This is a genomic window from Bacillus sonorensis NBRC 101234 = KCTC 13918 (assembly GCF_001592005.1).
GTDB lineage: Bacteria > Bacillota > Bacilli > Bacillales > Bacillaceae > Bacillus > Bacillus sonorensis.
Genome location: NZ_BCVZ01000004.1, coordinates 277,783 through 294,142, shown reverse-complemented (window position 1 = coordinate 294,142; position 16,360 = coordinate 277,783). Strand labels below are relative to the sequence as shown.

General features: G+C 44.2%; 1 protein-coding gene. It reads left to right on the top strand.

Annotated features, from left to right (window positions below; genetic code table 11):
• Positions 1–16,202: non-ribosomal peptide synthetase (locus BTR1S_RS08400; RefSeq protein ID WP_061781672.1), on the top strand; the 16,202-nt coding region annotated here is incomplete at its 5' end.
• Between the last annotated feature and the right edge of the window lie 158 nt (positions 16,203–16,360).

The window sequence follows — 16,360 nt, the reverse complement described above, 5'->3', positions numbered from 1 at the left end:
GGAATAAGACGGAAGAAAAGCTGGCATCGATATGGCGGGATATTTTAGACGTCGAGAGGATCGGAATGAATGATCATTTCTTTGACATGGGAGGCCATTCTCTCAAAGCGGCGGCGATGGCATCTAAAATCCGGAAGGAGCTGAAGACGGAAGTTCCTTTAAGACAAATCTTCAAAACGCCTACAATCAAAGGACTCGGAGAATATATTCAATCAACGAAAGAAAGCGTTTATTCTTCGATCAAACAAGTCGAAGAAAAAGAATATTATCACCTTTCATCTGCCCAAAAAAGATTATATATTCTCAATCAAATCGAAGGCAGCGGCTTGTCTTATAACATACCGTTTACAATGAAAGTAAAGGGCGACTTTGATAAACGCCGCTTTGAGAATGCGCTGAAAAAAATAACGGAAAGACACGAAGCATTTAGAACTTCCTTCATCATAGCGGATGGAGGGCCTGTCCAAAAGATTGAAAAAGAAATTGATTTTCAGCTCGAATACAGCGAGTTGGGATCCAAAAGCATTTCACAAAAAATTAAAGAGTTTGTCAGACCATTTGATTTAGAAAAAGCGCCGCTTTTTAGAGCCGAAGTGGCAAAGATTGCTGAAAAAGAGCATGTCATCATGTTTGATATGCACCATATCGTTTCAGACGGTGCTTCTATGGGCGTTTTAACAAAAGAAATTTGCGATCTGTACGAAGGAAAAGAACTGCCGCCGCTCAACATTCAATATAAAGATTATTCTGAATGGCAAAAAGAGTTTTATCAAAAAGATGAGATCCAAAAACAAAAACAATATTGGCTGAATGTCTTTAAAGAAGACATCCCGGTTCTCAATATGCCGACAGACTTCCCGAGACCGCAAATCCAAAGTGTGGAAGGCGACAGAATCGGTTTTAAAATTGACAGCGAATTGGCGAAGAATCTCAATCGCACCGCCAAAGAAAACGGCGTGACCATGTACATGCTTCTTCTGGCGGCGTATACGGTATTGCTATCAAAATACACAGGACAAGACGATGTGATCGTCGGATCGCCGATTCAAGGAAGACAGCACCATGATTTGAAGCATGTCATCGGGATGTTTGTCAATACGCTTGCCATGAGAACATATCCGAAAGGCGAAAAGACATTTGCTGAATATATAAAAGAGGTAAAAGAAACTGCGCTGAAAGCGTATGAACATCAAGATTATCAATTTGATGACCTTGTTGAACAGCTTGATCTCAATAGAGACATGAGCAGAAATCCGCTGTTTGATACGATGTTCGTCCTGCAAAATCTTGATCATGCGGATGCTGATATAAAAGGATTGACGTTTGAAACATATGAAAGCGACATTCATATTTCAAAATTTGATTTCACATTATCGGCTGTAGAAAAAAACTCCGGCATAGAGTTTGATTTGGAATATTGCACGAAGCTCTTTAAAAAAGAGACGATTGAAAGAATGTCCGAGCATTTTGTCCGCGTGCTAAACGAGATTTCCAGTCATCCTGACATTCAGCTCAGTCAAATCGAGATCATGTCAGAGGATGAAAGGAACATGCTGTTTTATCAGTTTAATGATACAAAGACAGATTATCCAAAAGACAAAACAATATGTCAGCTGTTTGCGGAACGGGCTGCAAGAATACCGGACCATACAGCGCTCGTATTCGAAGATCAAAAGCTGACTTACCGGGAATTAGATGAAAGGTCAAATCAATTAGCGGGATTTTTAAGAGAAAAAGGTGTGGAACCGAACACAGCAGTTGGCATCATGGTGGAGCGCTCTCCTGAGATGATCATCGGAATCCTGGGAATCTTGAAGGCCGGTGCCGCATATTTGCCGCTGGATCCGGCATATCCGGAAGACAGGATCAAATATATCCTTGAAGACAGTCAAACGAAGATTCTCCTGACGCAAGATGCGCTCATGAAAGAACGGACTTTGATAAAAGATGCCGCTATTATGAAAATCGACATCCGCGACAACCAGATCGTGAGGCGGAATACGGATCGTTTGCCTCATTTTCCTCACGCCGGGGATCTGGCATACATCATCTATACTTCAGGTTCTACGGGAAAACCGAAGGGTGTATTAATCGAACAAAAAGGATTGTGCAATCTCGTTCATGCAGTCATTGATCTGATGCAACTCAAGACGGACAGCAGAGTGATTCAATTTGCTTCCCTTTCATTTGATGCATCAGCATTTGAAATATTTTCAGCGCTTGCAGCCGGGGCCGCTTTGGTTCTGGGCCGCCAAGAGGATATGATGCCGGGACAGGCGTTAACAAGCTTTTTGCGCCATCATGAGATCACTCATGCGACTTTGCCTCCGACGGTTCTCAATGTTTTGGATGAATCTCAATTGGATCATCTCAAAGTCATCGTATCCGCAGGTTCTGCGTGCAGTGAAGAACTTGCAACCAGATGGTCCGGCAAACGGATGTTTATCAATGCTTATGGACCAACGGAAACGACGGTTTGTGCAACTGCGGGGGTATACAGAGGAACCGGGCGCCCTCATATCGGCAGTCCGATTGCAAATACAAACATATACATTATGGATCAAAACGTGCAGCCTGTCGCGACAGGCATTGTTGGAGAGGTTTGCGTCGGCGGAATCAGTCTGGCCCGCGGATATTTAAATAAACCGGAACTGACAGCCGAAAAGTTTATACCGCATCCATTCGTGCCAGGGGAGCGACTTTACCGGACAGGGGATCTGGCCAGATGGCTGCCTGACGGAAATCTCGAATTTTTAGGGAGGATCGATCATCAGGTGAAAATTCGCGGCTACCGGATTGAACTTGGTGAAATCGAAAATCAATTGCTCAAGCATGACAATATAGAAGAAGCAGCAGTCATAGCAAGAACGGGCAAAGACAATAACGATTATTTATGCGCTTATATCGTTTCTCAAAAACAATTGACGGCAACAGAGGTGAGTGAGTGGCTGGAAAAAGAGCTTCCTCATTACATGATTCCGGCGTATGTTGTCAAACTTGATAAGCTGCCGCTGACGTCAAATGATAAAGTTGATCGAAAAGCATTGCCTGAACCTGACATGAGCATCGGCACAGGAGCGGAATACGAAGCGCCGCGAACTGATATAGAGGCGGCACTTGTGGAAATATGGCGGGATGTGCTCGGCGCAGGAGATATCGGCATCAGCCACCATTTCTTTGCGTCAGGAGGAGATTCGATTAAGGCGCTGCAAATTGTATCAAGGCTTTCAAGGCTGAATCTGAAGCTTGAGATAAAGGATTTGTTTGCCAACCCTAAAATTAAGGATCTCAGCAAATATGTCAAAAAAGAAAGCAAGCAGAAAAAAGCTTATGACATGGTTGAAGGAGAAACAGAATTAACACCGATCCAAAAATGGTATTTCACGAAAAACAAAGAGGAGCTTGACCACTTTAACCAGTCATTTGTCCTCTTTAGAAAAGACGGCTTTAACGTAAACTGCGTAAGAAAAGCCTTCAATAAAATATTGGAGCACCACGATGCACTGAGGATGATCTACAAAGAAAAAGCCGGAGAAATCATTCAATTGAACAGGGGCTATCAGGCCAACCTTTTCGATTTATATGTTCATAACCTGAAAGGCATAGAAAACAAAGCGGAAAGAGTCTATGAACTGGCGACCGGCATTCAAAAGAAATCGTCCATTAAAGACGGGAAATTGGTCAATCTCGGCATCTTTCAATCAGACGAGGGCGACCATCTTCTCATTGTAATCCATCACCTTGTCGTTGACGGGGTATCGTGGAGAATCCTGTTCGAAGACTTTGAAACATTATACAGTCAGGCATTAAAAGGTGAAACGCTCGACATTGGATACAAAACAGATTCCTATCAGGAATTTGCCCGACAATTAAAGGCGTATGCCGCAAACCGCAAATTATTGAATGAGGCAGAGTATTGGCGAGATATTGCAAAAGCGGAGGTCCGATCCATTCCTCAGCAGCAAACATTAACAAGAGACGCATTTGAAAACAGCACGACATTCAGCATCACACTAGACAAAGAGACGACCGCGGCTCTGCTGAAAAAAACAAACAGAGCCTACCACACGGAAATCAACGATATTTTATTAACGGCGTTATTAGCCGGAGTCAGGGACATCACCGGAGAAAACAAACTGAAGGTGATGATGGAAGGCCACGGCCGCGAAGACATTCTGGAAGGCGTTGATATCAGCAGAACGGTGGGCTGGTTTACGACGATGTACCCGGTGCTGATAGACTTGGGTGAAGAGACGGACATATCCCGGAACATCAAAATGGTCAAAGAGACGTTGAGAAAAATACCGAATAAAGGAATAGGCTATGGAATCTTAAAATATTTAGCAGATGACCCTGAGCTGATCCATGAAGAAAAGCCGCAGATTTCATTCAACTATTTAGGCGAAATCGATGCCGACATGAACCGGGGCGAATTTTCCGGATCGGATTTTTCTGAAGGCGAAAGCATCGGCGGAAAAATCGCCAGGAGCCATTCAATCGAAATCAATTCCATCGTCATCAATCATGAGCTGGTGATTCATACAACCTTTAATGAATGGGAATACGCAAAAGAAACGATCAGGCACCTGAATGAAGCATATAAAGAAAACCTCGAAAACATCGTCAGCCATTGCCTAAGCCGGACGGAAAGCGAAAGAACGCCGTTTGACTACGGAGATACAAACATCAGTTTAGACGAACTTGAACAAATAAAAGGCAAATACAAAGACGCCAACATTGAAAAAATCTATCCGCTGGCCAATATGCAAAAGGGAATGCTGTTTCATGCCATCGAGGATCAAACGTCAAACGCATATTTTCAGCAAACGATCATGCATCTTGAAGGATATGTTGATCCGGACATACTGGAGAAAAGCTTCAATGAGATCGTCAAAAGGCACGAAATCTTGAGGGCATCATTTGAATACGAAGTCGTTGAGGAGCCGAGACAAATCATTATTGAAAATCGGAAAATAGATTTCTACTATTACGATATCGCAAAGAACAGTCCGGCTCAAAAGGATAGATTAATCGAACGATATATCAATGAAGATCGGGAAAAAGGCTTTGATATAAGCGAAGATACGCTAATGAGGGTTTATTTGATCAAAACGGACGGCCAATCCTATCAATTGGTATGGAGCCATCATCATATCTTATTGGATGGCTGGTGCCTCGGCATTATCATGGGCGAGCTGTTCGCCATCTATGAAAACATCGTGAAAGGAGAAGCGCATCGATTAAAAGAACCAAAGCCGTACAGCGATTATATCAAGTGGCTGGAAAAGCAGGACAAAGATGAAGCCCGCCAATATTGGCATAAATATTTGCAAGGCTATGAAGAACAGGCGCAAATCCCTAAATTAAAGAACGGTAAAAACGGCAGCCGGTATGACAGGCAAGAAAAAGTTATCAGCTTTTCAAAACAGCTTACCAATCAAATCAAACAAGTGGCCAGCGGCAACAGCGTAACCGTTCATACGGTGCTGCAGACCATTTGGGGACTTGTTTTAGCAAAATACAACAATATAGAAGATGTTGTGTTTGGAACAGTCGTTTCGGGAAGGGAAGCAAAAGTAGACGGCATAGAAGACATGATCGGGCTGTTTATCAATACCATTCCGACCAGAATCAAATTTGATCAAAGCAAAGGAATGAACGACGTCCTTAAAACGGTGCAGGCGGAAGCGATCGAAAGCAATCGCTACAATTATATGAATCTTGCTGAAGTTCAGGCTTTAAGCGGCTTAAAAAAAGATCTGATCGATCATATTCTTGTGTTTGAGAATTATGAAGTTGAGGATCAGCTTTTGGAACAAAACCAAATGGAGACAGGTTTTCAAGTGAAAGGGATAAGCGCGGCAGAACAAAGCAACTACAGCTTTAGCATGTCAGCCACTCCGGGCGAAAGGCTGACACTTGTTTTAACATATGACGGCAATGTCTATGACGCGGAAATCATCAACAATATCGAAAACCATATCAAAAGAGCCGTTGAGCAAGTGGCGGCAAATGAAAACAGGAAAATAAGCGAAATAGACATACTTTCGGAACAAGAAAAAAGAACGGTATTATATGATTTCAACGATACTGCTGCTGATTATCCAAAAGACAGCACGATTCATCAATTGTTTGAAGAACAGGCGAAACGGACGCCTGAACAAATTGCCGTCGTGTTTGAAGAAGAGAAGCTCACTTACAGAGAACTGAATGAGAGGTCCAATCAGCTCGCGGGGCTGTTAAGGGAACTGGGCGTAACGCCTAACAAGATCGTCGGCGTAATGGCAGAACGGTCAGCAGAGATGATCATCGGCATCATGGCGGTGCTGAAGTCCGGTGGAGCCTACTTGCCAATCGATCCAGAGTATCCCGAAGACCGGATCAAATATATGCTCGAAAACAGCGGAATAGACATATTGCTGAAAAAGACAGGCAGACAAATAAACGTCGATCTCACCTGTATTGATATGGGCAAACAAGGGCTTACAGAAGGCAGATGCACAGACAATCTGCCGCATTTCGGCAACTCTTCTGATATGGCCTATGTCATCTATACATCAGGTTCGACCGGCAAACCAAAAGGTGTCATGGTCAATCACCAATCGATTGTAAATACGCTGTGCTGGAGAAAACAATCGTATCGATACACTCCAGCCGATGCAACGCTGCAAGTGCCGTCCTTTGCATTTGACAGCTCAGTCGAAGATATTTTCACCACGCTCCTGTCGGGAGCGAAGCTGGTTTTAATCAAAGATTTGAAAGTGAACGCCAGTGACATCATCAGCACGATTCGAGCACATCAAGTGACAAATTTGCTCGCTGTCCCAAGCTTTTATCAAACTTTGTTAAATACGATCGACCATCCTTTAGAGAACTTGAGATTTGTCACGATCGCGGGTGAAAGCTGTAATGACCATCTTTTACAGCAGCATTTTGATAAACTTCCAGACGTTCAATTATTTAATGAATACGGACCGACGGAAAACAGCGTTTGTTCGACATGGAGGGAATTGCGGCCGGGTGACCAAAAGGTTCTGATCGGCAGACCGATCAGCAATCACAAGGTGTATATCCTTGATGGCGAACAGAGGTTAGTGCCGATCGGAACTCCAGGGGAACTTTGTTTAAGCGGGGAAGGCCTTGCTCGCGGATATATAAACAACCCCCGCCTTACCGCTGATAAATTTGTTTCAAACCCGTTTGTTCCGGGAGAAAACATGTATCGTACGGGAGATCTCGCAAGATTTCTGCCGGACGGGAATATCGAATATTTAGGAAGAATCGACCACCAAGTCAAGATACGCGGATACAGAATCGAACTTGGGGAAATCGAAAACCAATTGCTGAAGCATGAACAGATTCAGGCAGCGGCGGTCATTGCGAGAGAAGATCAGGACGGCGGCAAATACCTTTGTGCGTATATCGCATCAGAAAAGGCAGTCGCAACAGCAGACATCAGAAAAGGTTTGTTGAAAGAACTTCCGGATTACATGGTTCCGCCATACTTTGTAACACTTGACCGGCTGCCGCTTACGGCAAATGGAAAAATAGACAGAAAGGCGCTTCCGGAACCGGCCGGCTATGTCAGCTCCGCAACGGAGTATGAAGCGCCGCGGAATGCAGTGGAAGAAAAGCTTGTCTCGCTTTGGCAGGACGTTTTGGGAATCGATAACATCGGAATCAGCCACAATTTCTTCGAGGCGGGCGGTCATTCTCTCAAAGCCGCGGCTTTAGCTGCCAAAATGCATAAAGAACTAAAGGTTGAAATCCCGTTAAGGCAAATATTCGAAACCCCGACAATCAAAGATCTGGCCGAATTGATCAAATCAGCAAAAGAAAGTCCTTATGCCTCCATCAAAAAAGCGGATGAAAAAGAGTATTACACTTTGTCATCGGCGCAAAGAAGGCTGTATATCCTCAATCAAATCGAAGGCGACGGCATTGCCTACAATATGCCTTTCGTGATGAAAATTGAAGGCCATTTTGATGTGCAGCGGTTTGAAGCGGCTTTTCAGCAATTGATTCAACGGCACGCGGCTTTGAGGACGTCGATATTGATGGTTGAAGGGGAACCAGTGCAGAAAATCGAAAATGAAATCGATTTTAAACTGAAATACGGCCATTTGGGAACAGAGCGCATCGAAGAAAGAATCAAATCGTTCATCAGGCCGTTTGATCTGGAAAAAGCGCCGCTTTTAAGAGCGGAAGTATTAAAAGTAAGTGATGATGAACATATGATGATGTTCGATATGCATCATATTATTTCTGATGGCGTGTCTTTGACCGTTTTGACGAAAGATCTGGCCGAGTTATATGAGGGGAAACAATTGCCGCCGCTTGCGATTCAGTACAAAGATTTTTCAGAATGGCAAAAACAATTTTATCAGAAGGAAGAGATAAAGCGGCAGGAAGACTACTGGCTGAATGTCTTTCAAGATGAAGTGCCGGTTCTGAACTTGCCGACGGATTATAAGAGGCCGCAAAAACGCCATTTTGAAGGGGATGTCTTTCAATTTGAAATAGACGGCGAAACGTCGGCCAAGCTGAAGAAGCTGGCAAAAGACAATGGCGCTACGATGTATATGCTGCTGTTAGCAGGCTACACAACGCTGCTTTCAAAATATACGGGTCAAGAGGATATCGTCGTTGGCTCCCCGATTGCGGGAAGACACCACAGCGATTTGAAACATGTCATCGGAATGTTTATCAACACGCTTGCGATGAGGAATTATCCAAAAGGCGACATGACATTTACCGATTATATAAAACAGGTGAAAGAAACGGCGCTGAAAGCATATGAAAATCAGGACTATCAATTTGACGAACTGGTTGAAAAACTGGATCTGAGACGGGACATGAGCAGAAATGCGCTGTTTGATACAATGCTCGTTCTGCAAAACTTTGACAGTGGTGAATTTGACATTCAAGGCTTAACATTTAAACCGCTTCAAACGGACATGCGGGTATCAAAATTTGATTTGACGCTCACAGCTGCTGAAACAGATGATGGCGTACAATGCGTCCTCAATTACTGCACAAAACTATTTAAGAGGACAACGATTGAAAGGATGGCAGGGCACTTTGTCAATATTTTGAAGGAAGTAACAAACCGCCCGGACATTCAATTAAACGAAGTCAATATGTTGTCAAAAGAAGAAATCAGTACGCTTCTCTTTAAGCACCAGGGGAAACAAGCCGACTATCCAAAGGATCGGACGGTTCATGGGCTGTTTGAGAAACAGGCTGATAAAACGCCGGACAAAACGGCAGTGGTGTTTGAGGAGAGAAAGCTGACGTACAGGGAACTGAACGAAAAATCAAATCAATTGGCGCGACTGCTGAGGGAAAAAGGGGCAGGCGGAGACACCGCCGTTGCAATTATGGTTGAACCGTCGCTTGACATGGTCGTTGCCATCATGGCGGTGCTTAAAGCCGGATCCGCATATGTACCGGTCGATGCGGAGCAGCTTGTCAAAAGAACAAACGATATTCTAAAAGACAGCGGGGCATCCATCTTGCTGGTGAAGGGCTCTGTCATAGAAAACATCCAATTTGACGGAGAGGTCGTCAATATTGATGACGGCGCCATCTATACAAATGATGCCACAAACCTGCCGGCATGCAGCGCAGCCGAAAAGCACGCATACATCATTTACACGTCAGGCTCCACCGGAAAACCGAAAGGGGTTCTGGTCAGACATCATAATGTGGTGAACTATACAGCCTGGTTTATAAAGGAAGCGAATCTGAAAGAATACGATAAAGCAATGCTTGTGTCTTCTTACGCGTTTGATTTAGGCTATACAAGCATATTTTCATCCCTGTTGAGCGGAAGCGAGCTTCATATTGTTAGAAAAGAACGCTATACAAATGCACAGCAAGCCTTGAAGTATATAAAAGAAAATGGAATCACCTATATGAAGCTGACGCCGTCGCTATTTCACATTTTAGTCCATGATCCGTATTTTTCCGCTGAAAAGGCCTGTGAAAAACTCCGATTGGTCGTGTTGGGCGGAGAGATGATCAACACAAGAGATATAGAAGCGTTTTTCAAGCAATATCCGGATCATCTGATTATGAACCATTACGGACCTACCGAAACGACAATCGGCTCTGTTTTTCAAGTAATCGATGCAGACAGCCTTCATTCTTTCAAAGAATGTCCGGTTATCGGCACTCCGATCCATCATACAAAGGTATATGTATTGGACCAACACATGAAGCCCGTTCCGGAAGGTGTATTCGGAGAATTGTGTATTGCTGGAGACGGGGTGACAGACGGCTATATCAACAGACCTGATTTGACGGCTGAAAAATTCGTCAGACATCCTTTTGAACAAAATCAGAGAATGTACCGGACAGGAGATCTCGCCAGAAGATTAAGCGATGGAAGCATCGAGCTTTCAGGGCGGATGGACAGCCAAGTGAAGATAAGAGGCTACAGAATAGAAACGGAAGAAATCAAAAACAGGCTATTAAAACATGAACATATAAGGGAAGCCCTGATCGCTGTCAGAGAAGATAAGGATGGCGGCAGACAGCTTTGTGCATATGTGGTAGCAGAAGCGAAAGTGACTTTCCGGGACATCAGAACGCATCTGAAGGATGAGCTCCCTGAATACATGATTCCGTCCTATGTGGTCCAGGTTGAAAGCATGCCGCTGACAGCCAACGGAAAAGTCGATGCAGCCGCATTGCCTGAACCGGAAATCGCAGCGGAGGCTGCATATGAGGCACCGCGGAACGATATGGAAGAAAAGCTTGTCATGGTGTGGAAGGAAGTCCTGGGTGTTGACAATATAGGGATCACACATAACTTCTTTGCCGCAGGGGGAGACTCCATCAAAGCGCTGCAGATTATATCAAGATTATCAAGGGAAGGCATTGCGCTCGACATGAAGGATTTATTTGCCAACCCGGAAATCAAGTTTTTGAGCAAATATGCGAAAGCCGAATCAAACAAAACAGCATCATATGAAACGGTACAGGGAGAGGTTCTGTTAACGCCTATTCAGCAGGAATTCTTCGCACAGAACAAACAAAGCAGAAACCATTACAATCATGCGGTCATGCTGTATAGAAAAAGCGGCTTTAACGAGGACCTGATCAGACATCTATTTGAAAAACTAGTAAGGCACCACGATGCCCTGCGGATGGTATTTAAAGAAGAAAACGGAACGGTTATCCAGTATAACCAAGAGCCGGACAACCATCAGTTTGATTTATTTGTATATGATGTCTCCCGTGAAAAAGAACAGCGTCAAAAGGTTCATCAATTGGCAACGGCGCTCCAGCAAAGCATTGATATCAAAAATGGTCCGCTGGTGAAAGCGGCGATATTTAAAACGAATGAAGGGGACCACCTTTTGATCGCGATCCATCATCTGGTGATTGACGGCATTTCCTGGAGAATCTTATTCGAAGACTTAGCGCTTGGGTACAGTCAATTATTAAACGGAAGAGAAGTAGAGCTCTATCCAAAAACGGCCTCCTATCAGGAATATGCGCAGAAATTACTGGACTATTCAAAAACCGGGAAACTGCAGAAGGAAAAGGATTACTGGCGCCAGGCTTTACGTGAACACATACCATTTTTAGAAATGAAAGAAGACATCGGCATATTCAAATATGATGACAGCGAAACCGTAAGCGCGGAACTCGGAGAAGAGGAAACAAGACAGCTGTTAAGAGAAACAAACCAGGCTTATCATACGGAAATCAATGATATTTTGATCACAGGGCTCTTTGTGGCCGCAAGGGAATTGACAGGTCAAAACAAGCTGAGGATCACCATGGAAGGGCACGGAAGAGAACAGATGATGGACGGTATCGATGTCAGCCGGACGATAGGGTGGTTTACGTCTAAATACCCGGTATTCATCGATTTGGGAGAAGAAAAAGACATCTCCCAAAATATAAAAATGGTCAAAGAGCATTTGAGAAAAATACCGAACAAAGGAATAGGCTACGGGATATTAAAATATGTAGCAAAAGACGCAGACATCATAAAGGATGGCAAATCTCCAATTTTGTTTAATTATTTGGGACAGCTCGATGAAGACATCGATAATGAAGAATTTTCTTCGTCGCGGCTGTCGCCGGGAGAATCGATCGGACGCGGCATCATTAGAGAGCATCCGATCGAAATCAATGCCATCGTATTTAATGGGCGGTTAACCATTCAAACGACATACAATACGAAAGCATACAATGAAGACATTGTCAGAACCTTTACAGAGACATATAAAGAAGCCCTTAAAACCGTCATCTCTCACTGCTTATCTAAAGAAGCGGCAGAAAAAACGCCGTCTGATTACGGAGACAAGGACATCACCTTATATCAGCTCGAGGAAATCAAGCAGAAATATAAGGGAATGGAAATCGAAAAAATATATCCGCTCGCAAACATGCAAAGGGGCATGCTGTTCCATGCGCTCGAAGACAAGGAGTCCAAAGCGTATTTTGAACAAATGTCAATAAACATGAAAGGATATATTGATGAAAGATTGTTTGAAGAAAGCTTTAATGACATCATGAACAGACATGAAATCCTAAGGGCTTCGCTTGAATATGACATAACGGATGAACCAAGAAATGTGATCATCAAGGACAGAAAGATTCACCTGCTGTATCTTGATGTCAGACATCAAAGTCCTGGCGAACGCGAGCAGGCGATTCAAAAGTATCTCAAGGCAGACAGGGAAAAAGGTTTTCATTTAAGCAAAGAAGCACTGATCAGAGCGGCGCTGATCAGAACCTCAGAGGACAGCTATACATTCATATGGACAAACCACCACATTCTCCTCGATGGCTGGTGCCGGGGAATCATTTTGGGGGAGCTGTTCCATATCTACAACAAGAAAGCAGCCGGCCGACTGCCTCAGCTGCAAGAGGCAAGACCGTACAGCGATTATATTAGATGGCTCGGCGAACAGGATAAAGAAGCCGCAAAAGCGTATTGGAAAAACTATTTATCGGGTTTTGCCGAAAAATCGCCAATGTCGGTATTGGGCAGCCAATCCGGTCGTGGCGGGTATCAAAGAAAAGAAGCGGTGGTTGAATTCTCAACAGAGTTGACCCGCCGGCTTACAGAGCTTGCCAATCGAAACAGCGTAACCCTCCACACAGTATTGCAAAGCATTTGGGGTATTTTGCTGGCAAGATACAACAACACGAAAGATGTGGTATTCGGAACCGTCGTCTCGGGCCGGGATGCACATGTAGCCGGGATAGAGAAAATGGTCGGACTTTTCATCAACACCATACCGACTAGAATCAGGCTTGAAAAAAATAAAAGCTTTAGGGACATGTTAAAGAAAGTGCAGGAAGACGCTTTAGAAAGCGGCAAATACAATTACATGAACTTGTCGGAAGTGCAGTCGCTCAGTGAATTAAAAAGAGATCTGCTCGACCATGTGATGATTTTCGAGAATTATGCAATTGATCAAAGCGCCTTTGAGTCTGACGGCAAACAAGGTCCGGAATTTGTCTTTGAAGAAATCGATGCTGAAGAGCAAACCAATTACGGATTTAATATTGTGGCAGTTCCAGGCGACCGGTTAGTTATTAAATTCACGTATGACGGAAATGTGTATCATGATCAAATCATACACAATGTGAAAGGACACCTGCAGCATGTGACGGAACAGGTTGTGAAGAATGAAGACCGCGCAGTAGACGACATCAGGATCCTTTCGGATGAAGAAAGAAATCTGCTCTTGTACGAGCTGAATGATACAAAGGCGGACTATCCGAAAGATAAGACCATCCATCAGTTATTTGAAGAACAAGCCGAGAGAACCCCTGAACATGCAGCGGTTGTGTTTGGCAATGATAAGCTGACATACCGGGAACTTGATGAAAAATCAAATCAGCTTGCAAGACATCTCAGAGAAAAAGGGGTAGGATCAGATACGATTGTCGCCATTATGGCGGAACGCTCAATTGGCATGATGGTCGGCATCATGGGGATTTTGAAGGCCGGCGGTGCCTATTTGCCAATTGACCCTGATTATCCGGAGGATCGAATCAATTATATGCTTGAAGACAGCGGAGCGGGCATCATCCTTTTGGATAAGAGCCGCAGCGGACATCACCAGGATGCCGTATATTTGGACGGCGACTTCAGCGGCTATCCGGCTGATCGCCTGGAACCGGTCAGCGATCCTGACAGTCTCGCTTATATCATCTACACATCAGGCTCGACGGGCAAACCGAAAGGGACGATGATCAGGCAAAGAGGATTGGTGAATTATATTACATGGGCAGACCAGGTCTATGTCCGGGGCGAAGCGCTCGATTTTGCCCTCTACTCATCAGTTGCGTTTGATCTGACGGTGACATCCATCTTCACGCCTCTCATCTCAGGCAATAAAGTGATTGTCTATCAGCATGGCGAAGATGGCGAACCGATTATCAGAACAGTGTTTAAGGACAATAAAGCCGGGATTGTCAAATTAACGCCGTCGCATTTAAGCCTTGTCAGAGACATCGATGGCCGCACATCAAGCATAAAACGGCTGATCGTAGGCGGAGAAGATTTAAAATCCGAATTGGCCAAAGACATTTCTGAAAGGTTCCAATACAAGCTTGATATTTACAATGAATACGGACCGACAGAAACGGTTGTCGGCTGCATGATTTATCAATATAAGGCCGACCGGGATCGCCATGTATCCGTTCCTATCGGCAAACCGGCCCACAATGTCCAGCTTTACATTTTGGACGATCGGAAAGAAGTGCAGCCGGTCGGAATTGCCGGTGAACTGTATATTAGCGGAGATGGAGTGGCGAAAGGCTATCTGAACAAGCCGAAGCTGACGGCAGAAAGATTTCTGCCAAATCCGTTCTCACCTGGTGAAAGAATGTACCGAACAGGAGACCTGGCAAAGATGAAGCCGGATGGGAATATTGAGTTTCTGGGAAGGATCGACCACCAGGTGAAGATTCGGGGGTATCGCATCGAGCTTGGCGAAATAGAGAATCAATTATTAAAACATACGGATATTAAAGAAACGGCAGTAGCCGCAAAAACAGACCGCAACAACAATCAGTACCTTTGTGCATACGTCGTTTTAGAAACAGAGAATGAAATCAACCAGGCGGAAATAAAAGGGTTTTTGTCAAAAGAGCTTCCGGACTATATGGTGCCGTCCTATGTGGTAACGCTTGATGAATTGCCGCTTACGCCAAATGGAAAAGTAGACGTGAAGGCACTTCCCGAGCCGGATGTAAAGGCGGCAGCAAAAGCGGAATACGAGCCCCCAGGCAATGAGCTAGAGGCGAAAATAGCCGCCATTTGGGAAGACATCTTGAGTATCAAACCGATCAGTGTGAACGCAAACTTATTTGATATCGGGGCAAACTCCCTGAACATCATGTCATTTGTGTCAAGACTGTATACTAAGCTCGGCTTTAGAGTCCCGTTTAAGGACATTTTTTCCAAGTCGACCATTCACCAGCTGGCAGGCTTCCTGCAGCACGCGCAAGATTTGTTAAAAGACTACACAGATGACTGCATCCAGCTGAGCAGTGCGGCGAAAGACGGCAAAAAATTGTTTTGTTTTCCGCCGGCGGCTTCGATGGGCATCGCCTATATGGGCCTGGCCAAACATCTGGATCAGTATTCGGTATACAGCTTCAACTTTATTCAATCTGAAAATCGGATTGAAAAATATGCCGACATCATGACCAATATTCAAGGAGAAGGGCCATATACGTTAATCGGATATTCGTCAGGAGGCGTGCTGGCGTTTGATGTTGCAAAAGAATTGAACCGGCGGGGATATGAGGTTGAAGATCTGATCATCATTGACTCAAAATACCGTACAGAAGCGGAGAAACACCAGTACACAGAGGAGGAATACAAGAAGGAGATCTATAAAACGTTTGAGCTTGAGAAATATAAAGATTTAGAAAAATTAATGAGCGACTATTTAGTGGAATTAATCACAAAGTCTTACGTATATGTGCACAATACGTTGACATCCGGCACAATTGACGGCAGTATCAGCTACATCAAGTCAGTGAAAAAACAGAACGTTGACAACATCATGCTGTGGGAAAAAGCGACGGCAAAGGCGTTTACAGTCGTACAAGGGGCTGGAGAACATATGCAGATGATTTCTAAAACCCACCCAGACATTCTCGCGCGAAACGCCAAACTGATTCATGACATCGTCAATAAGACTGTAAGGATTTAAGGAAAAAGGCATCCTGTTCGGATGCCTTTTTGGTATAGTTGCTTTCACGAAGAAATCAACTCTCTGCTATAATGAAAATCAAAGAAAAGAGAGGAAGCATTTCAAAAAACAAGCAAATTCCAGATAGGACTTGTGAGAAATCAAAACATTAAAGCGGG